The 19,826-nt window shown below is 58.0% G+C and carries 17 protein-coding genes; 4 read left to right on the forward strand and 13 right to left on the reverse strand.

The genetic code is table 11. The annotated features are described in order from the left end of the window. Positions 1 to 262: 262 nt before the first annotated feature. From BMW84_RS13360 to BMW84_RS13370, 3 genes are all read right to left on the reverse strand, one after another. Positions 263 to 1,387 carry a hypothetical protein gene (locus tag BMW84_RS13360; RefSeq protein ID WP_091069158.1) on the reverse strand — a complete coding sequence of 375 codons (1,125 nt, stop codon included), beginning with the start codon at positions 1,385 to 1,387 and terminating at the stop codon, positions 263 to 265. A 95-nt stretch (positions 1,388 to 1,482) separates the two neighbouring features. After that, positions 1,483 to 1,734 (reverse strand): hypothetical protein, encoded by a 252-nt coding sequence (locus BMW84_RS13365; RefSeq protein WP_091069159.1) that lies wholly within the window; start codon positions 1,732 to 1,734, stop codon positions 1,483 to 1,485. A 153-nt stretch (positions 1,735 to 1,887) separates the two neighbouring features. Further along, positions 1,888 to 3,864 carry a GTP-binding protein gene (locus BMW84_RS13370; protein ID WP_091069160.1) on the reverse strand — a complete coding sequence of 659 codons (1,977 nt, stop codon included), beginning with the start codon at positions 3,862 to 3,864 and terminating at the stop codon, positions 1,888 to 1,890. A gap of 179 nt (positions 3,865 to 4,043) precedes the next feature. On the opposite strand from BMW84_RS13370, the gene BMW84_RS13375 reads away from it, so the two are divergent. The 3 genes from BMW84_RS13375 to BMW84_RS13385 all read left to right on the forward strand — a co-directional run bounded on the left by BMW84_RS13375 (position 4,044) and on the right by BMW84_RS13385 (position 7,128). Continuing rightward, positions 4,044 to 4,994, forward strand: coding sequence for an S-layer homology domain-containing protein (locus BMW84_RS13375; protein WP_091069161.1), 951 nt, complete (start codon positions 4,044 to 4,046; stop codon positions 4,992 to 4,994). Positions 4,995 to 5,294: 300 nt separating this feature from the next. Continuing rightward, a complete protein-coding gene (locus BMW84_RS13380; protein ID WP_091069180.1) occupies positions 5,295 to 6,089 on the forward strand; it encodes an SDR family oxidoreductase in 795 nt (264 codons plus the stop codon). A 106-nt stretch (positions 6,090 to 6,195) separates the two neighbouring features. Continuing rightward, a complete protein-coding gene (locus BMW84_RS13385) occupies positions 6,196 to 7,128 on the forward strand; it encodes an S-layer homology domain-containing protein (protein ID WP_091069183.1) in 933 nt (310 codons plus the stop codon). Between the two features lie 116 nt (positions 7,129 to 7,244). Here the strand turns inward: BMW84_RS13385 and BMW84_RS24825 are convergent, their stop codons facing one another. The 10 genes from BMW84_RS24825 to BMW84_RS25155 all read right to left on the reverse strand — a co-directional run bounded on the left by BMW84_RS24825 (position 7,245) and on the right by BMW84_RS25155 (position 18,293). After that, a complete protein-coding gene (locus tag BMW84_RS24825; protein WP_091069186.1) occupies positions 7,245 to 8,015 on the reverse strand; it encodes a hypothetical protein in 771 nt (256 codons plus the stop codon). A 166-nt stretch (positions 8,016 to 8,181) separates the two neighbouring features. Continuing rightward, positions 8,182 to 9,114 carry a GNAT family N-acetyltransferase gene (locus BMW84_RS13395; RefSeq protein ID WP_254772978.1) on the reverse strand — a complete coding sequence of 311 codons (933 nt, stop codon included), beginning with the start codon at positions 9,112 to 9,114 and terminating at the stop codon, positions 8,182 to 8,184. Between the two features lie 257 nt (positions 9,115 to 9,371). Beyond that, the gene (locus BMW84_RS13400) at positions 9,372 to 11,624 is read right to left on the reverse strand and encodes a Tex family protein (protein WP_091069188.1); all 2,253 of its coding nucleotides are present in this window, start codon (positions 11,622 to 11,624) and stop codon (positions 9,372 to 9,374) included. Between the two features lie 180 nt (positions 11,625 to 11,804). Next, entirely contained in the window at positions 11,805 to 12,155 is a 351-nt protein-coding gene (locus BMW84_RS13405; RefSeq protein ID WP_042124727.1) for a type II toxin-antitoxin system PemK/MazF family toxin, read from the reverse strand. Positions 12,156 to 12,158: 3 nt separating this feature from the next. Beyond that, a complete protein-coding gene (locus tag BMW84_RS13410) occupies positions 12,159 to 12,440 on the reverse strand; it encodes a CopG family ribbon-helix-helix protein (RefSeq protein WP_091069747.1) in 282 nt (93 codons plus the stop codon). Between the two features lie 206 nt (positions 12,441 to 12,646). After that, positions 12,647 to 13,831 (reverse strand): alanine racemase, encoded by a 1,185-nt coding sequence (alr, locus tag BMW84_RS13415; RefSeq protein WP_091069190.1) that lies wholly within the window; start codon positions 13,829 to 13,831, stop codon positions 12,647 to 12,649. 192 nt (positions 13,832 to 14,023) lie between these two features. Continuing rightward, positions 14,024 to 15,115, reverse strand: coding sequence for an outer membrane lipoprotein-sorting protein (locus BMW84_RS13420; RefSeq protein ID WP_091069192.1), 1,092 nt, complete (start codon positions 15,113 to 15,115; stop codon positions 14,024 to 14,026). 353 nt (positions 15,116 to 15,468) lie between these two features. Then, positions 15,469 to 15,708, reverse strand: a complete 240-nt coding sequence (locus BMW84_RS13425) for a hypothetical protein (RefSeq protein ID WP_091069195.1) — start codon at positions 15,706 to 15,708, stop codon at positions 15,469 to 15,471. A gap of 16 nt (positions 15,709 to 15,724) precedes the next feature. Then, the gene (locus tag BMW84_RS13430) at positions 15,725 to 17,065 is read right to left on the reverse strand and encodes an MFS transporter (RefSeq protein WP_254772979.1); all 1,341 of its coding nucleotides are present in this window, start codon (positions 17,063 to 17,065) and stop codon (positions 15,725 to 15,727) included. 67 nt (positions 17,066 to 17,132) lie between these two features. Then, positions 17,133 to 18,293 carry a winged helix-turn-helix domain-containing protein gene (locus BMW84_RS25155; protein ID WP_091069200.1) on the reverse strand — a complete coding sequence of 387 codons (1,161 nt, stop codon included), beginning with the start codon at positions 18,291 to 18,293 and terminating at the stop codon, positions 17,133 to 17,135. Positions 18,294 to 18,694: 401 nt separating this feature from the next. Between BMW84_RS25155 and BMW84_RS13440 the strand changes: the two genes are divergently transcribed. Next, a complete protein-coding gene (locus BMW84_RS13440) occupies positions 18,695 to 19,798 on the forward strand; it encodes a stalk domain-containing protein (RefSeq protein ID WP_175498805.1) in 1,104 nt (367 codons plus the stop codon). The last annotated feature ends 28 nt before the right edge of the window (positions 19,799 to 19,826 follow it).

Below are 19,826 nucleotides of genomic sequence, written 5' to 3' on the forward strand. Positions count from 1 at the left end.
TTAACGGACCTGAGAGCCGTTATTCACGCTCAAAACCCCACATTTCTGCCCAAAACAAGCAAATAACGGCGATCAGGTCCGTTGGATTGGGAAATAACGCGTTTTTTTGAAAATAGCGGCGCTCATGTCCGTTAGCCGAGGTGAAACCACACCTACCGCACACAGCTACGTTTTCCGCATCAAAACTAATCCCCGTCAAAAAACAAGCCCCCGTCCAACGACGAGGGCTTGTTGCGCTCCGACCATCCGATTCAGCTACCGCTCACGGAATCAGATGATAAATATAGATCTCCCGAATCACTCCGCTCTTCACATCATACCGCGCGTAGGTATACGTCTCCTGATCCGATAGCTCGTATGCCCGGTTATCCGGATCCGCCGATGGATCGGCACCCTCCGCCGCAAGCTCGGGGTAGACCTTGATCAGCTCCGCCAGCGGCATGCCGGCATGCAGCCCCTTGGCCGTTGCATACGACGAATCGGTCAGCTTCATATTCATGATCCAAAAAGCTTTGCCGTCCTGCTTCGGAGAGAAAAGCTGCAGGGTCAGGCCCGGATATTCCACCGTTCGCACAAATGATCCGGTCAGCGTATCCGCATTCTGCAGCGTTTCTGTCACTTGCGATAACGGCTTGCCCAGCAGCTCCGCAAGATTCAGCTCATTGTCCCAGCCTTTGAGGGGAATCGTGGCATTTTTCGCGCTAATGGAAAAATCCTTCTCACTGTAGCGCGCACTTTTCGTAAACATGGCCTCCACCGTACCGTCCGCCAAATTCACCGTCAGCCAATCCAGCGTTTCCGTATGCCCGCTCCCCGGATTGTAGACATGAAAAACCGGATTTCCGTTGTCCTCATGATCCAGCTCCACGGCGGTCACTCCATCTACATACCTGGGTCCCAGGTTCTTCTCGGCAAAAGCCCGGGCCAGGTCCTGCGCCTCCTGCTGCTCGGGATTAAGTAACGCCGGAGTATCCTCCGAAACGGCGGATCCCGCCAAACATTCGTCCGGCGAAATCTCGCAGGTCACTTCCTGTGTCTTCGGGTTGACATGGTACCATTCCATGATCTCCGTAGTGGCAGAACTGCTCTGCGCAATAATATAGTTTCCATCCGGATCCGTATCCTGATACCGAACCGAAGATTCTTTCAGCGACGCGTCGCTCAGCTTGGACTTGATCCACTCCACCGCTTCTTCCCGGGACAGCTCCCGGACGGCGGTAGGCTGCGGCGCGGCTGCTTCGGATGAAACCTGCGGCGTCTCGGCAGTTGCTGTGGCAGCGGGTGGATGGTGAGAAAAAGCCGCTTCTTGCGCACTGCGGTTTGCCGGAGTTTTGGAGCAGCCGGCGAGCAGAATCATGCACCCGGCGATTGCGATAAAACGTTTCATCGTAACCCTCCATTTTCTCTAAAAAAAGGTGTTTCGCCGCCCTGCGGCAACGTAGACAGCCCCTAGCACTACCCTAAGCTCCTACCCCCCTGCCTCTACTCCCCTCGCGCTTCCCGCTCCAATTCCGCCTCGATCTCTTCATCGCTCACTGGAGCGGCTTCCTCTTGGGAGAGGCCCAGCTTCTCCTTGATCGCTTGCAGGTCGGTTTGAATTTCCTTCGTCCGCAGATGGGTGTCGAGTACAATGCCAAACATGACGGCGATAAAAACAAGCGGGCCATATGGCCCAATAACCGCGGTCAGCAGCGAGATGCCAAGCAGCGCTATGACGGTTCCCCAAATAATCACGGGCCAGCACTTCCTTTCGGGTAGAGGTGACTTCATGCCAGATAACAGGTAGTTTCAGTTTATTCGCCGCATGGGCTGAATATTTGCCGCTCTCCGGCCGGCAAGGGTACGGTACGTACGCCTGTTGCTATACCTAAGGAGCAACCCGGGGCTTCACCCCTGCAGCGCTTTGCGCACGCTAAGGATGTATTTCGCCTGATCCAGCGGATTGACGCCGCGGCGGGTCCGCTCGGCCGTAACCTCGGGCGGGCACTCCTCGTACCCGGCGAAGAAAGAGGTGAACGTACTCCGGCCTTTGGTAAAAGAGCTGAGCGTCACCGGATACTCCAGCGAGGTCGCCAGCGGCAGCCGGCCCTCGATGATCATCCGCTCGCCCTGGAGGACCGGCGGCTCGAAGCTGCCGCGCATCTGGATCAGATCGTTCATCACGCGGCCGCCGTTCTCTTCCGGCACGACGATGCGCACCTGGAGGATCGGCTCCAGCAGCTTGGTGCCGGTTCGCGCCAGCCCGTCCATGATGCCCATCGGCGTGGCTACGGCAAAATCGAGCGGGTGGGTATGCCACACATGGTGGTTCCCCTCGACCAGCGTCACCTTAAGGTCGGTAACCTCCCACCCGCGCAGCCCCTGCTGGAGCGCCTCCGGCACGCGGCGCGCCGTCTCGTTCTGGTACTGCGGCAGCAGATCCGAGCTGCGCACCACCGATGCATACTGCAGGCCGCTGCCGCGCGGCCCCGGTTCAATCGCAAACCGCAGGATCGCCCAGCACGGCTTCGGCATCAGGTAAGCGATATAGCCTTCGCCCGCCTGCGCCGGCGTCTCTTTATAGATCACCGACGGCTGGCCGAAGGTGACTTTCAGCCCGTAGCGGCTCTCCAGCACGCTGTCCAGCACCTCAAGCTGGATCGGCCCCATCACTTTGATGTGCAGCTCGCGTTCCTCCTGCAGCCACTGCGCATCGAGCAGCGGATCCTCGTCCGCCAGCTCGCCGAGCGCGAAGATCACCTGCCGCTCGTCGGTGTCCGCGTCCCAGAAGACGCGCGCGGTCAGGAGCGGCACGGCGAGCTTCGCCTCCGCCGGCACCGGGTCCGGGTCGCCGATAATGTCGCCGATCCGGGCCGTGGACAGGCCGTACAGCACGGCGATGTCCCCGGCGGCCAGCTCGCCGACATCCTCCGCGCGGCCGCCCTCCACCTTGCGGATCTGCGTCACCTTCGCTTCCGCATCCTGCAGGTGAAGCTTCACCGTGTCGCGGTTGCGCACACGGCCTTGATACAGCCGGACGAAGGCCATCCGGCCCATCGCCTTGTCGCGCTGAATGTTGTACACGATGCCCGAAACCGGCGCATCCGGATTGCCGCCCGCGCGCGGAAAATAATCGAGCATCGCATCCAGCAGCGCGGTGATGCCCATGCCTTTGGCCGCTGCTCCGTAGACGAGCGGATACATCGTTCCGGTCGTTGTCCGCTGCCGGAACCACTCTCGCCATGCCGCGAAGTCAGGTTCTCCTTCCGACATATACCGTTCCAGGAGCGCCTCGTCCCGTTCGGCGATCATCTCCAGCAAGCCGGTCCGGGCTGCCGGCTCTGCGCCGTCATCCCATAAATCCTCGGCGCCGGCATAGTCCAGCCCGTCCAGCAGCGGCCGCTGGACGGGAATGATATTTTCCGATAAATAGGCATGCGCCTGGGCCAGAACGGCAGCGGGGTCGGCCCCGGTGCGGTCCAGCTTGTTCATGAACACCAGCGTCGGAATGTTCAGCTTGCGCAGCGCGTTCCAGATCATCTCGCTTTGGGCCTGAACGCCTTCCACCGCCGAAAGAATCAGTACCGCGCAATCCATCACCCGCAGGCTCCGCTCCACCTCGGACAGAAAATCGACGTGCCCCGGCGTATCCACCAGGTTGATCTGCACGCCCTTCCAGGCAAAGGAAGCCAAAGCCGCCCGCACGGAAATGCCGCGCTGCCGCTCGACCTCCAGGGAATCGGTCACCGCCGTTCCGCTGTCCACGCTGCCAAGATTGCGGATTCGCCCGCTTTCATATAATAAATGCTCTGTCGTTGTCGTTTTTCCGGCATCGACATGCGCGAAAATACCAATGTTAATCCGTGATGCTGCAGCCTCTGTCATCGCTGTTCTCCATCCTTGTGGGTATGTAATCCGGCCCGCGCCTCTTGCGAAGAGAGCGCTGTCACTCTAGTCTACCGCGGATGCCGGCAATGTTCCAGCCTTAGCTTTTCTCAATAAATATTCATCCTGCTGCAACCTTTTACCGTGATCTCCCATCTAAGAGGAAGAGGTGAGGCACAATGAACAAGCAATCTTTGAAAATGCACGCCAAAAAAATGACCCTCGCGTGCAGCATCCTGGCAGCAAGCTTATCGGTAGGCACTTCGGCATTTGCCTTCTCCGACCTGAAAGGGAATGCCGCAGAAAGCAAAATCAACGCCCTGAACAGCCAAGGCATTCTGAACGGGATCTCCAAAGACCTGTTTGCTCCGAAATCGAAAGTCACGTTTGCCCAAGGCATTCAGATTATCGTCAGCGGACTGGGCCTTTCTTCCGCTTCTTCGGCTAAAGCAAGCGACTATTTCGACAAAGTCAAAGATAACGCGTGGTACGCTTCCGCTTTTGTGGCGGCCAAGCAAACCGGACTGACGCTCGACAAAACCGTCGATCCGAACGCGGCGATGACCCGCATCCAGTTCGCAACCCTCATGCTGCAGGCGCTGCAAAGCAAAGGGCAGTTCCCGGTAACGATGATGTACGTGAACATCAATGACGGCGCCAAGCTCTCCAACACTGAGAACGGCGCGATGCAGACACTACTCAATACCCGTATCGTCTCGCTAGACAAGGACGGCAATTTCCGTCCGTTTGACACGGTCACCCGAGCGGAAGCGGCCGTATGGATTTACGATGCGATGAAATTCGCGAAGGAAGTCATTCAACCGGTTACGCAAACGCCGGCGCCATCGTATGAGTCTTCCGTGACGCTGTCCAAGGCAGCAGACGGCGTCAACAAAGCGACGCTGACCGTCGGCGGCCTGCCGAACTCGGGTTACGGCGTGATCATCGAACGGATTGAATTCGGTGCGGATAAAACAGCCGTGATTTACTACCGCGTGACCAAACCGGATCCGGACGGCATGTACCTGCAGGTGATTTCATCCGCGACGGCGCAGACGTATCTGCCGGAAGGCTATAAAGCGACCGCACAGCAGCTCAAGGATGTCATCGCACTCCCAGGCTCCAAATAACCGGATAAACTAATCGGGCCGCTTGTAAAGCCGCGCTTCCATACATGGGAGCGCGGCTTTTTTGAATCGGGGCGGCAGCGTCGCCGAAACGGACCGGCCTGACGGAAGCGCTGCCTCCCCCTCTCCCCTCCGCCCCCTGAACACCGGAAACCGGCGGGCCGCCTCAGCTCCCGCAGGCGGGATTGTCCGTTTACCACCGGCCTGGACCGGTTGGTTCATTCCGGGGGGCAGGGGTATAAAGTTACAGAAGCCGCAAGCGCGGCCAGGCTTTTTCCAATACGTATCGGGGAGGATACTCAAATGGCAGACAAGAGATTGCAGGGGAAAATCGCGGTAGTCACCGGAGGCGGCTCCGGGATCGGGAAGGCGACGGCAAAACGTTTTGCCCAACACGGTGCGAAGGTATTTCTGCTGGACCGCACGCCCGAGGAGGCGGCCGCAACCCAAAAGGAAATCGAATCGGCCGGCGGTACTGCCGAGGTCATTGAATGCGATGTATCGCTTCCGGGGCAGATTGAAGAGGCGATGGCCGGCATCGGGGGCAGCGAGGGACGGATCGACGTGGTTTTTGCCAATGCGGGCATCAACGGAACCTGGGCCCCGATCGAAACGCTGACGATGGACGACTGGGACCAGACGATGCACACCAATCTGCGCAGCACCTTCGCCACCGTCAAATACGCCGTGCCTTTTATGAAGGAACAGGGCGGCAGCATCATTATCACCAGCTCGATCAACGGCAATCGGGTCTTCTCCAATATCGGGGCGTCCGCTTATTCATCCTCGAAGGCCGGGCAGACCGCTTTTGCCAAGATGGCGGCGCTGGAGCTGGCACGGTATGCGATCCGGGTGAACGTCATCTGTCCGGGCGCCATTGAAACCAATATCGGCAAGAACACGAATCAAACCGAAGACCTGAAGGAGGTCCAAATCCCCGTGGAGTATCCCGAAGGCGGCAATCACCCGCTTGAGGATGCCCCGGGCAAGCCGGAGCAGGTCGCCAATCTCGTGCTGTTCCTGGCCTCCGACGAATCGTTCCATGTGACGGGGACCCAGGTGTACGTGGACGGGGCCGAATCACTGCTGCGCGGATAAGACTACTGGCGGTAATCTGCGGGTAGATTAAAGTTTAAATATTTTATGATGGCAACCTGCAACCTTTTGGCGAGTTCTCCCATCTAAGAGGGTGAGGTGAGGCACAATGAAAAAACAAACATTTAAAATGCACGCCAAAAAAATGACCATCGCGTGCGGCATCCTGGCAGCCAGTTTATCGGTAGGCACATCGGCATTTGCCTTCTCCGACTTAAAGGGCAATAATGCCGAGCATAAAATCAACGCCTTGCACAGCCAAGGCATTCTCAATGGCATGACCAAGGATAAATTTGCGCCAAAATCCAAAGTGACCGTGGCCCAAGGGGTGCAATTTCTGGTCAGCGGCCTGAAGCTGTCTCCGACTTCCACAGCCAAAGCAAGCGATTACTTCGACAAGGTGAACGACAAGTCCTGGTATGCTTCCGCTTTTATCGCAGCCAAGCAGAACGGACTGACGCTGGATAAAACCATTGACCCGAACGCGGCGATGACCCGTATCCAGTTCGCCACACTGATGCTGCAAGCGCTTGAGAGCAAAGGACAATTTGCCACGACCAAAATGTATTTCAACATTGCGGACGGCACGAAGCTTACCACCGCGGAAAACGGAGCCATGCAGACGCTGCTGAACACGCGCCTCGTGACGCTGGATAAGAACGGCAACTTCCGTCCGTACGATACCATAACCCGCGCAGAAGCGGCAGAATGGACGTACGACGCGATGAAATTCGCTAAGGAAGTGATCAAACCGGTTACCCCAACACCGGCGCCGGCGTACGAAGCGACCGTGACACTGGCGAAAGCGGCGGATGGCGTGAACAAGGTAACGCTGACTGTCGGCAATCTGCCGAATCCGGGCTACGGCCTGTCGGTCACGAAGATCGAGTTCGGCGCGAACAAAACCGCAGTGATCTACTACCGCGTAACGAGCCCGGATCCGAACGGCATGTATGCACAGGTTATCTCTTCGGCCAGCGTGGTCACGTATCTGCCGGAAGGCTATACAGCGACCGCGAAGCTGGTGACTTCGGGGAAATAAGGAGCGGCAGCGGTTCTGCCCGAAAATAAATCGCTTATGAAAAAGGCAGCACCCCGGCATTGGGGCGCTGCCTTTTTGTGCGTAAGCCGGTGAATACGGACAATGCCGGCCGGCTGCTATGGCGTCCACTGATCATGCACGATGCCGACGAGAATACGGTCGGAATCGAATTTTTCAAAGACTAGCTTCAAGCTCCGCCAGTCCATGCCCCCGTATTGGGGGTCCACTCCGGCGATGTAATACTCCACGACATCGTATTGGTCCGGCGGGTAGACCTCGGTTATATTGTTCAGCGTAGACCCGCGGTCAATCTTCTCGTTAACCGTGACTTTACCAAGGCCCATGAAGTCCGCATCGTAAACAAACTTTTTCATATATTCGGCAAAACTCAGCTTGATCTCTTCCCCGGAGCCGGCGTAAGCGCCCCACACGCGTTTGGTTGGATCTTTCATTGCGCCTTCGATCGTATCCCGGTCCAGCACCAGGTCCTTGGCGGTATCGACATACCCGTACGGGGAGAACCGCACGCCCTTCTCCATATGCGTCCAGGCCGCCAGCGTCTTCATATTGCCTGCTTTCAGCGCCCGGATCACCGTTGACGCAGCCTCCGCCGCGGTCGGCGGCATGCCTTCATCCGGCGCGGACGAGGTTTCGGGCGGTGTGCTTTCTACCGGAGCCGGCGCCGTTGCGGACGGCGATGGCGCGGCAGTCGCAGACGGCGAGGCGGCCGGGGACGGGCTTGGCGACGATGGGGCCGCCGGCGATGGTTCGGTCGTCGCCGACGGAGAAGGCGAAGCCGCAGGCGCGGCCTCATTGCCGCCGCAGGCGGAGAGAAGCAGGACGAGCGCCGCGGCTGCGGCGAAGGAAGCCGTTGTTCGAGCGTTCATGGGATCAATCCTCCTGTATGCAAATGATCTGTTATTCTCTTTGACGAAACAAGGATGTGTGATGTTGCGCATTCGGCGAAAAGAACGGCCTATTTTTCAAGTCAGATCAAAAACGGCCTCCGGAGTTTTACTCCAAAGACCGCCTATGGAAGGCTAACCGGATAGATTACTCCAAAAGCATACTGTACCTTTTTTCATGCGATGTTGTGATGAACCCCAGTTTGCCGTACAGCGACAAAGCGGCGGCGTTATCCGTCCGCGTGACGAGCTGCGCGCTTGCCAGCCCGATGTTTTGAAGGTAGGTTAACGCCTCGGACAGCAGCGCACCGGCGATGCCCCGCCCTCTCCACGGCTCCCGCACGAACACGTCCTCGGTCATGCCCTGCCCCTCTTCTTCCCAGGCCATCAGGCTCCCCGCGACCGTTCCCGCTTCGCAGGCGACTAGATTCGTCCAATGCGGATTCCGCCGGTATTCCAGCAGACGCTCGAGGCGGAGCGGCGTTTCCGGCCAGATCTCGGCCTCCAGCGCCAGATATTCCCGTTGTTCGGCTTCCGTCTCCAGGCTCCGCTGAGCCAGTTCAAACCCAGCCGGCAGCCGCTGAGGCGATATGGGCAACGTCAAATCGCGGGTCATCGTGCAGAGATCGTACATGTGCCGGTACCCGAGATGCCACTCGAAATAGCGGTTATACGTCTCCTCGGCCGCTTTGTTCCCGACGCACAGCAGCGCGTCATACCCGGCGGCTAACCCTGCTTTCAGCTCCCGCGCCCGGTCCAGCAGGCAGACATATACCGCATCCAGCACGACATGCTGATGTTCCTTGCCCGGCAGCGCGCGCAGATTCACAAAAATCCGGTGCTTGGCCTCCGCCGGGCTGCCCGGCTGAACGGAGGTAAACACCTCCGCCTGTCCCTTGGCAATCATCCGGTCGCCTTCAAACGCGCAGAAGACATTGCTCCAATTCTCCTCTCCGCCAACCCACCAGAAGATCGTTTCACCCTGTCCTCCGGTCACCGCTTCGTAGAATGCTCCAAGCGCCGGCATGTCCTCCTGCCGGAAATTCCGGATCACCAGCTCATGTTTTGCATGTTTTCCCAATCATAGATCCCACCTGTATTGTTTGATTTGCTACAAGGATACCACCCCGCCAGGCCGGAGGGACAGGGCAAACATCGCTAAAGCCGTTTTGTACGGCGGGCGAGCGAGGCGGTCCGGGATTGAAAGACGGCCGGTTTGCGGGCTACGGCCAGCGTACGGCCCCTGGCGGTCACCGATGGGCAACCGGCTCGGCTTCCATGCAAAAAAAAGCCCTCCGCGCCGCAAAAACTCCGGCCGGAGGGCTCGTATGGATAAGGTTATGCCTTCGCGCTGCCCGCTTCGCTGCGCGGCGGGCGCATCGTCAGGCTGACCCGGCCTTTCTTCAGATCGACGCCGAGCACCCAGACGGTCACGTTGTCGCCGACGGACACGACGTCCATCGGATGTTTGACGAAGCTGCCGCTGAGCTGGGAGATATGCACCAGCCCGTCGTTTTTGATCCCGATATCGACGAACGCGCCGAAATCGATGACGTTGCGCACCGTGCCCTGCAGCTCCATGCCGGGCACAAGGTCTTCGATCTTCAGCACGTCGGTGCGGAAGATCGGCGGCGGCAGCTCCTCGCGCGGGTCGCGGCCCGGACGCTGGAGGCTCTCCAGGATGTCGCGCAGCGTCGGCACGCCGACGCCGAGCTTCGCCGCAAGCGCCTCAGGATCCTGCGCCGCCAGCTCTGCGGCGACATCCTTGCTGCCGAGCTGGCTGACCTTCAGCCCCAGCTCCGCGAACAGCCGGTCGACCACCGCATACGACTCGGGGTGGATCGGCGTGCGGTCGAGCGTATTGTCCCCTTCGGGAATACGCAGGAACCCGATGCACTGCTCGTACGATTTTGCGCCGAGGCGCGGCACCTTCTGCAGCTGCTTGCGGGACTGGAACTTGCCGTTCTCCTCGCGGAACTTAACGATGTTCTTGGCAATTGTCGCATTGACGCCGGAGACGTACGAGAGCAGGGACGGCGACGCCGTGTTCACGTCGACGCCGACATGGTTGACGGCCGATTCCACGACGGCCTTAAGGCTCTCCTCCAGATGCTTCTGCGTCACATCATGCTGGTATTGCCCGACACCGATCGCCTTCGGGTCGATCTTGACCAGCTCCGCGAGCGGGTCCTGCACGCGGCGGGCAATCGATGCGGCGCTGCGCTCGGCCACATCCAGATCCGGAAACTCCTCCTGCGCCAGCTTGGAGGCGGAATACACGCTGGCTCCGGCCTCATTGACAATGAGGTACTGGAGCCCGGGGTCGCCGATCTCGGCAATGACCTCGGCGGTGAACTGCTCCGTCTCCCGCGAGCCGGTGCCGTTGCCGATGACGATGAGCTGGATGCCGTATGTGGCAATCAGCTCCTTGAACTTGGCCGCCGCCTCTTTCTTCTTGTTATTCGGCGGCGTCGGGTAGGTAACCGCCACCTCCAGCAGCTTGCCGGTGTCGTCCACGACGGCCAGCTTGCAGCCTGTTCGGTAGGCCGGGTCGACGCCGAGCACGTTTTTGCCCCGGACCGGCGGCTGCAGCAGCAGGCTGCGCAGGTTCCCGGAGAAAATAGAGATCGCCTGCGTCTCCCCTTTCTCGGTCATTTCCCCGCGTACCTCGCGCTCCACCGAAGGCGCGATCAGCCGTTTGTAGGAATCCTCAATGACGGATTCCAGCAGCTCCTTTACCAGCGACGGTCCTTTGATCAGCTTGCGCGCAATGTACGCATGGATCTTATCGGCGGCGATTTCGATGCCCACCTTCAGCACGGCTTCCCGCTCGCCCCGGTTGATGGCGAGAATACGGTGCGGCGGCATCTTATGCACCGGCTCCCGGTAGCTGTAATAATTCTCGTATACGCTTTCCTGCTCCGCATCTTTCGCTTCGGAGATCAACACGCCCTGGCTGGCCGTATAGGAACGGACCCAGGAACGGATCTGCGCATCGTCGGCGATATTCTCGGCGATGATATCCATGGCGCCCTGCAGCGCCTGCTCCGCATTCTCCACGCCTTTGTCCGCGTCGATATATTTCGCCGCTTCCTGATAAGGGTCGGCATTGCGGCGCTGCTCCAGCACCCAGTCCGCCAGCGGCTCCAGCCCTTTTTCCTTGGCAACGCTGGCCCGCGTCTTGCGCTTTTGCTTGTACGGACGGTAAAGGTCCTCCACTTCCTGAAGCTTGACCGCCTTGCGGATGCTTTCCGCGAGCTCCTTTGACAGCTTGCCCTGCTCCTCAATGCTGCGCAGGACGTCTTTTTTGCGCTCACTTAAGTTGCGCAAATACGCAAGCCGCTCCTCGATATCGCGAAGCGCATTTTCATCGAGTTCGCCGGTCATTTCCTTACGGTACCGGGCGATAAACGGAATCGTATTGCCTTCATCCAGAAGGCCGACCGTCGTCCGTACCTGCTTGGGACTGATCCCGAGCTCCTTGGCAATCGTTTGTATAATCAGTTCGAGCTCCTGGCGGGCGGCGGCTTCTTCCGCCGTCGTTCCCGCATTCACGTTAGGTTCTACCGTCAACTTCCATCCCTCTTTCATCCACGGTCTGACGCTTGCAGCAAGCGTATGTTCAGGCACATATCTAAAATAGTATCACAACCGGAGAGGATACACCAAAATTCTCCTGCTGCGACTATCCGCTTCAAACGCCAACAAGCGCACCGGATCCCCTGATCCGGTGCGCTTGTTGGCTTTGGAGAAGTATGTAGCCCCAGCCGATCAGAAATCGATCAGGCCCAGGCTGATTTGCAGCGAATCATCCACCTTTTTCATCGTTTCATCGTCCAGGTGGGTGATCTTATCGGTTAAGCGTTGTTTGTCAATGGTCCGAACCTGCTCCAGCAGAATGACCGAATCGCGGTCAAAGCCGTGGGCAGCCGCATCAATTTCCACATGCGTCGGCAGCTTCGCCTTCTGGATCTGGGCCGTAATGGCCGCTACAATGACCGTCGGACTGAAGCGATTGCCAATATCGTTCTGAATGACCAGCACCGGCCGCACTCCACCTTGTTCAGAACCTACTACAGGCGAGAGGTCGGCAAAAAAAACGTCGCCGCGTTTAACGATCAATATCTACACCCCGCTTACTAAGCGGCCAAGAGTGCTGTCTGCATCTTCCTCAGCGAGGAATGCCTCACATGCCATCGTCAAATTGATCTTCGCCATTTCCATGTAGCCCCGCTGCATCGATTCGCGGATCGTGTTCTTTCTCCGCTCGCTCAAATACAGCTTCATGGCCTGTCTGATCAATTCGCTCCGGTTAGAATTCTCCAATTGGACGATTCCATCCACTTCCTGCAAGAGATGATCCGGCAAGCTGATCATAATTCTCTTGGTGTTCTGCATATTGGCCACCTTCTCTTCCACCCCCACAAACCTTAGCCCCTGCATCCAGTGTAGCAATATACAAGGAAATTTATACAAGGAATATATGCTTTCAGTATATCAAGTATGCTGCACTCCATTATAAACTAGAAATGGCGGCACGTATAGACCATAAGTCACAGTCACTCGATATTCTTCCCTGCTTTCATTTCCCTGCAAGTGCTGCCAGGCCGGAATCACTCCGGCTTCAGGAGAGGGTTAACCAGGTTCGGAAGCGCTCCCTGGCGGACGTATTTCCGCGGGACGCGGTGAGCCAGCATGCAGATTACCTCGTAGTGAATCGTTCCCAAATGAAGAGCCAGTTCGTCTGCGGTCACAGAAACGTCGCCCTGGCGGCCGATGAGCACAACCTCTTCGCCGGCTTTGATTTGTTCCGCTTCTTCAGCGAAAGATTTGAGCGTCACCATACACTGATCCATGCAGATGGTTCCGACGACCGGAACGCGGCGTCCGCGTATTAGCACCTCCGCTTTACCTGTCAGCATGCGGGAATATCCGTCTGCGTATCCTACAGGCAGCGTGGCGATGGTCTCGCAGCTGTCCGTAAAATACCGGGTGCCGTAGCTGATGCCCGAGCCGGGCGGCAGGCTTTTCACATAGACCACCTGCGTCTTCAGCGTCATTACCGGGTGTAGAGCCACTGTCTCACGGCTCACCTCTGCCGAGGGATAAAATCCGTACAAGCTTATGCCCACACGCACCATGTTGATGGATAAAAGAGGTGTATCAATGGCCGTAGCGCTATTGCCCGTATGTATGATCGGGATTTCGATATTTCTGCCCCGAAGCGTTTCCGCCACGCCCGTGAATCGTCGATGCTGCATCAGTGTATAGCTTTTGTCTTGTTCGTCTGCCTTGGCAAAATGGGTAAACATTCCCTCCAGCTCCGCTTGCGTGGTCCGGTGCACCTGTTCGATGAAGTCGGGCGCGGCCTCCGGCAAAAGCCCCAGACGTCCCATCCCGCTGTCGATCTTGATATGCACCTTCAGCCGGCGGTCCGGATCTTCGGGAAGCGCCTGAATCGCTTCCAGCACCTCCGGCGTGAACAGCGTCACGGTCACATGGTTCTTCCAGGCGGCGTAGATTCCTTCGGGGGAAACATAGCCAAGCACCAGGATAGGAAGTAGTATTCCCGCCTGACGCAGCTCCAATGCTTCATCCAGAAAAGCTACGCTTAAATAATCCGCGCCCAGACGTTCCAGCTCCCGCGAGACCTCCACGGCGCCATGGCCGTACGCATTTCCTTTGACGCATGCCATAAACTTGGTTTCGGCCGGCAGTACGGCGCGGAATGCCTCGTAATTGGCACGCAAATCATCCAGATTGATCTCGGCAACTGTCGGTCGATAGCTTGCTTGCAATTCAAAGTCACCTTCTAACATTGTAAATAGGCGTTGTAACCTTTCACCTTGGAACATGATGCTTATGCCCATGGTAATGCTAACGCAAGGCGGCTGTCAAATGGAAGCAAGGCATCTTTCGGAATGTGAAAAAAAGCGGATACGGCGTGTAAGAGGAACGAGTCCCGCTAACGCTGTATCCGCCTCTGACTATTACTTACCCGATTGTTCATCCATAGAAGCGGCAATTTGTATCATTTCGTCCAGCGGCAGATTGGCGCTGGTAATGCGGTATTCCATACCGGCATCCATCCAGGTAAGCGTCTGCTGCTCATCCCCGGTCAGCAGGCCGGCGGTAAAGCCCAGATCGATCAGCGTTCCCGGGGCCAGCGATACGGCGCGGTCCAGCGGACGGGATTCCATGATGGTATATTGGTAAACGCCGTCATAGCGGATCAGCGCGGAATAATCTTTGCTGCCTTCGATCTTGTGCGTATCCTTCAGTTCGACGCCGGCCGGAACATAACCCGGCTCGATGATGCCAAAGTCGCCAAGCTCGGCCACGGCGGCCTGATCGGCGGCGTTCTCGCCGTCATCTGCCGCACTCACCGGATTGCCGTTTTCGTCCACTTCGATCACGGTGCTCTCGGAGGCGCTGCCGGTAGCCATATTTTTCTGCATATCAAACGAATCCTTCGTAAAGTCCGGATCGAATTTGAAGCTGTCGAATTTCACGTTGACGACCACCTTGGCTTCGGAATCCGACACCTGGACTTGCTTTGGCTCGTACGTTTTTTTGTCCAGCCAAATCTTCTGGCGTACCAGCGCGCTGCTCTGATAATTGGCCGCCACCTCGAACACGTAATTGTTGCCGTCCTCTACGAACTGGCGGTTGTTGTCCGATACGATGCCGCGCAGCAGCGTCTGGTAGAGGTATACCTGACCCTGATTGTCCGGCCAGTCGCTTTGGAAACGGAAGCTCTTGCCGAGACTTGGCGTCAGGACGAATACGCCGTCATCGTTGCGAAGCACGATTTGCGTGACATCCTTTTGCACATTGGCCAGGCTGATCCGGTAGTAAGACGGATTTTTGTACCAGACCTCGACTTTATACTCCTGCGGCTGCTCGCCGGTGTACAGGGTCATCGTGCCTGCACCTTGGTACGCCCCCTGCTTGCTCTCCAGCTTGTCAGACACATCGTTCAAATCCTTGACCACGGAAGCGGCATCCTTCTTCCCGCCGCAGCCCGTCATCACCAGGGCCACGCTCATAATGATCGCGAGTACCCATGTTATCCGGCGCATGTCATCATCCCCTTAACCTGTTTTGAATGCATTGATTAGTACATGTCTATGAGGGACATGACCTCAATATGCAGACGGGCATGACAAGCATTTCGCAAGTGCGGGGAAAAGCGGGCGGGCGTTTGTGCGGTCGTTGGGGCAGCGCATTCAGAGAGGCGTGAAGGCGGGATTACGGGAGCAAAGGGGCGACGGTGCGGGATGGGGCACGGGGCGGAAGTGAAACACGGGTGCGAGGGGCCGGAGCCCTATACTTTAAACTGGCCTCCACGCTCCCGCCTCATTCTGAAGCTACGTTGTATTTCGTACAACAGAATGGGCATAAACAAACTAATTTTTCCGTTCCGTTGCACTTCTTACAATGGATTTTTCATATTTGGGCGGTTTTCGGTCGTTTTTCGGAATTCCGTTGCACGAAATACAACGAAATTGAGATTCGGAGCTTTTTGATGCCCATCCATTGCACAAAATGCAATGAGCAGCGCCGAGACGGGCTCAATAACGGCATATCTGCCGTTATTTTCAGCCCTTGGCGCCGGCACGAGTTCAATAACGGCATATCTGCCGTTATTGTCGCTCGCCGCCGCACGCGCCAAAGCCGCGACGCGCCCCTTACCCCTCAGCCGCGGCCCGCTTCGCCTCCGGCCAGAGCACCGGGCTGAGGGCGATGCCCGCAAGCCCGATGACGGCCACCGCCGCGCCGAAGACTGCAAAGATGCGCGACGGCCCGGACCACTCCACCAGCAGCCCGCCCAGGAGCGGCGCGACGATCATCACCGCGCTAAGAACCGTGCTCTGGATGCCGAAGACGCGGCCCGTCATGTGAGGCGGCGTTTCTTTTTGCAGGCAATAGTTGAACGCCAGCATGGAGATCCCGTTGCCTGCGCCCAGCACGGCGCCAAACAGCAGCACTGGATAGACCGGCACTCCCGGCGCCAGCAGCCCCAGACCGCCGACGGCTGCACCGATCAGCAACTGGCCGCTGCCCAAGCGCCGGCCATGGCTGCCCTCGCTTCTGCGGCGGTTCATCGCCAGAATCGTGAGGACCGCCGTCACGCCCGAGGCGGCGACCATCCAGCCGAGCAGCGGCTCGTTGTCCGGCGCGATCGACCGGAATAGGCTGGTAAACTGGAAGTCGATCATCTGGATCGCCAGCATCCCGATCAAACCGTAGATCATCGTGTTGCGAAGCACACTTGTACGGAGGATGAACAACCAGCCCTCTTTCCACATTACGCCAAACGGAACGCGTTCTTCCACTCCTCCCTCCATTTCTCCACCGGCAGCGGAAGCAGGAGAGGTTGAGGTTGGTGAAGCGAAAGTTGAGCTAGCAGTTGAAACGGACACCGTAATCGCAGCCGCAGCCGTCCCCGGCGCCTTCATTGTCAGCAGCAGCCCATAGGAACACAGCCGCATAATGAAGTTCAGCAAAATGCACCACTGCGGCGATAACAGCGTCAACGCCAGTCCGCCGAGCAGCGGCCCGGCGATTTTGGAGCCCTGATTGACGATGCCGTTCAGCGATGCCGCCTGCATCAACTGGTCTTCGCGCACGATCGAGCGCGTCAGCGCCTGCTGCGCCGGCACGTTCAGCGTGGAGACCGCTGCCCGCAGCGCCAGCAGCGGGAGCAGCCAGTACATATTCGGCGCGAACAATAGAAACAGCGTAATCAGCGCGGTCAGCAGATCGCACAGCCGCATCAGCTTCAGCTTGTTCAGCCGGTCGGCGGCCGTACCCGCCAGCGCCCCCAGCGCGATGCCGGGCAGCGCGACGGCTACCGGAATCAGTGCGAGCATCAGCGGGCTCACGCCCCAGCGGTAACCGGCCAGTACCTGGATCGCCAGCGTATCGAACCAGTCGCCGAAAGCGGCGACGGTGTAGGCGGTATACACGCGCACATAAACTTTGTTGCGCAGCAGGCCCGGGCCTGCTTTTTCCAAAGACTTCATCATCCATTCCTCCAATGTCAAGCATGCTATTCACTACCTGCAACAATAATGGAGAAATGTCAGAGGATGATCAGAGAGAAAGCACGGCGCTGCGCAGGAGGTTCTCCAGAGGCTGCCGCAAGCGCGGCAGATCCATTCGTTCATGCTCTTCATGCATAAGCATGGCGTATTTATCGCGCAAGGCAGGAATAGAGGAGAACATTTCGCTGAACTGGACGATCTGCTGCAAAACATAACAGCGCATCGGCACAAATCCGCTCATCTCCAGCACCTGCAAACCTTCATCCAGCAGACGCTCCGCTTCCCGCCAAGCCCGCTGCCGCAAGCGCCATAAGCCTTTTGCCACATGATATTGCCCGATTTCACGCAGGTAAGGTTTGGCCGCGAGAAGCTCGTCGATGCTCATGCACATCGCCTCCACCTGCTCATCCGCCGTACCCGCAATCAAATGAACCGACATTTCGGCGATGGCCGTGACCGGCACAAAGCTTTCATAGTTCGGGTCGGCAATCACCTGATGCGTCAGTTTCAACCGGTCCAGCGCCTTTTGCGGTTGCCCGGCAAGTGCGTAAAGGAGCAGAATATTGAGAATCTTCAATTCCAGATGCTCTGCAGGGGCCAGTATTTTCTGGTCCAGAACTCGCTCGCAAAATGCCAAACGTTCCTCCGCCTGCCCACCGCCCATAAAAAGATAAAACACCACCAGATAATAAAGCCGGTCCTGTAGCCCCACTTCCTCCGTAAACAGCAGCCACGCCAAATCCCCCTCAATAAAATGGACGCAGACCCGGTAGAACGGGTCCATCTCGTAGCCGAGCACGTCCTGCTGGCGTGCCAGCGTCAGGAGTGAACGTCCCTGGCCGTATTTATGATAGGTACCCAGCAGCCGCAGCATCGTCTCCTGCATTTCGGCGTCACCGGTCGTGGGCGTGCTTAGCCAAGTTGCCGTGGACACCTGCACCGTCAGGCTGTAGCCGAATCCCCGGACCGTTTTGATCGAGAGGCCGGCGATGCCGGACAGTTTTTTGCGTAAGCGGTAAATATGATCGTCCACCGTGCGTTCCACCGGGAATTCCAGCGGCCACACCTGGTCCAAAAGCTGTTCCCGGCTGAACACCTGGCCACGGTTACGGTACAAAAACTGCAGAAGTACATACTCCTTGGGCAGCAGCAAGGCCGGCTGGCCGTTGATGATCACGGTGAGATCCTGTTCAAGCCACTGTATATCCATGCGTTAACCCGCTTTCCTTGTGCGATTCATCGATGGGTTCATTATACCAGCGGTTGCTCTTTGGCTCTACGCTCCATTTCCTGCGGCACGTTAGGCTGCTTCCCTTAGCCCCGCACGAGACCAAGCACAAAACCGTCATATTCCTTGCCGCCGACGGTCTGCAGCGCCGTTGCCTCGATCCGCGCGCGAGGAAGGAAGCACGACGCGGGCGCGCCTGATGGCGCTATGTGCCGCCCATGAGCTGGGAACGCCGCCGGGACTGTAGAAGATGCCTTACACGGATCATTCAAATCTGTAACAGGCTTGTTTCCCGATTGTTGCCGGAAAGTGATCTCCAGCGGGTAAATCTATTTTATAATGTAAGAGCTTATACTTTCCTACCCTATGACGGAGGCATATCCATGAAAAGATTGCTCGCAGTCTGCACCGCCGCTCTGACCCTCATGCTGGCCGGAAGTCCGGCTGCATCTTCTATAGATCACGCCGCCGCTGCTGCGCCGCTCACCCTTATGGTTGACGGCGAGATCACGGCCACAGGCCTATACGCCTTTTCTGAGAATAACCTGATCTACGTTCCCGCCCGAGTGTTGACCGAATATTACTCTGCCTCGCTGAGCTGGAATAACCGGAAAAAACAGCTCACCTTCAAGACGGACTATAACGCCATCCTGCTGAAGTCCGGCAGCGAGTTCATGCAATACGGAGACGGAAACCTTGAGCCGATTGCCGGAAAAATCATGTTGCGCGGCGGGCATGTTTACTTCCCTGCCGACGAGTTGAACCATCTTACCGGCGCGGATTATGAGTATGACGAAGCCGGCGGCGAAGTCCGCATTCAATCCGGCGCGGTCAGCACCACCGTCCGGACCCCGAAGGAGCCGCTGGCGGCAGCCGAAGGCTATCCAGCAATCAAGCTGTACGCCGTATCGAAAGACGGCGACAAGTATAAGGGCTACATCCTTGAGGCGGAGGGGCGGAAGTATCGCTTCGGCTGGGAGAACCCGCGCGACCTCAGCTATCCGCCGGAGCTGCATGCGGCCGATATCGACGGCGACGGCAAACAGGAGGCCGTTATCGTCTTTATGCTTGGCCACGGTACCGGCATCGTAGAGCAGGAAGTCCATGTGATCCGGACGCAGGACGGGACCGAGCTTCCCGTGGTTCCCGCTCCTGAGGCGGCCGGCAAGCTCGTAAGCTCCGGCGTGGCCAAAGACGGTACGGATTTGCTGATGAACCTGAAGCTGCAGAAATCGGCGTCGCCGTCCGTGTCCATACGGATTCCCGGGCGTGCGGCCGACGGTCAAACCGTCGATCAGGCGTATTACGGTTCGGTCGTTTACTACAACGTAGACGGCGGCAGGCTGGTCGCCCGGATCAACGTGTTTATCGGTTTTGGCGAAAGCATCGGCGATCTCAAGCTGACGTATGCCCGGTCCGGGAATGGCCTTGTGCCGGAGAGCATTACGTTCGAGGGCTACGACGAGTATCCGGCTGCAATGAAATAAGCCGCCCCTGCCCGGGCGGCCTTCTCTG

The organism is Paenibacillus sp. NFR01 (assembly GCF_900111565.1).
GTDB lineage: Bacteria > Bacillota > Bacilli > Paenibacillales > Paenibacillaceae > Paenibacillus_AQ.

What these genes read in the sequence shown, in the direction of transcription:
- BMW84_RS13360 (WP_091069158.1), bottom strand. Translation starts at nt 1,387, where the DNA reads ATGAAACGTTTTATCGCAATCGCCGGGTGCATGATTCTGCTCGCCGGC.
- BMW84_RS13370 (WP_091069160.1), bottom strand. Translation starts at nt 3,864, where the DNA reads ATGACAGAGGCTGCAGCATCACGGATTAACATTGGTATTTTCGCGCAT.
- BMW84_RS13375 (WP_091069161.1), top strand. Translation starts at nt 4,044, where the DNA reads ATGAACAAGCAATCTTTGAAAATGCACGCCAAAAAAATGACCCTCGCG.
- BMW84_RS13380 (WP_091069180.1), top strand. Translation starts at nt 5,295, where the DNA reads ATGGCAGACAAGAGATTGCAGGGGAAAATCGCGGTAGTCACCGGAGGC.
- BMW84_RS13385 (WP_091069183.1), top strand. Translation starts at nt 6,196, where the DNA reads ATGAAAAAACAAACATTTAAAATGCACGCCAAAAAAATGACCATCGCG.
- BMW84_RS24825 (WP_091069186.1), bottom strand. Translation starts at nt 8,015, where the DNA reads ATGAACGCTCGAACAACGGCTTCCTTCGCCGCAGCCGCGGCGCTCGTC.
- BMW84_RS13400 (WP_091069188.1), bottom strand. Translation starts at nt 11,624, where the DNA reads ATGAAAGAGGGATGGAAGTTGACGGTAGAACCTAACGTGAATGCGGGA.
- BMW84_RS13420 (WP_091069192.1), bottom strand. Translation starts at nt 15,115, where the DNA reads ATGCGCCGGATAACATGGGTACTCGCGATCATTATGAGCGTGGCCCTG.
- BMW84_RS13430 (WP_254772979.1), bottom strand. Translation starts at nt 17,065, where the DNA reads ATGATGAAGTCTTTGGAAAAAGCAGGCCCGGGCCTGCTGCGCAACAAA.
- BMW84_RS25155 (WP_091069200.1), bottom strand. Translation starts at nt 18,293, where the DNA reads ATGGATATACAGTGGCTTGAACAGGATCTCACCGTGATCATCAACGGC.
- BMW84_RS13440 (WP_175498805.1), top strand. Translation starts at nt 18,695, where the DNA reads ATGAAAAGATTGCTCGCAGTCTGCACCGCCGCTCTGACCCTCATGCTG.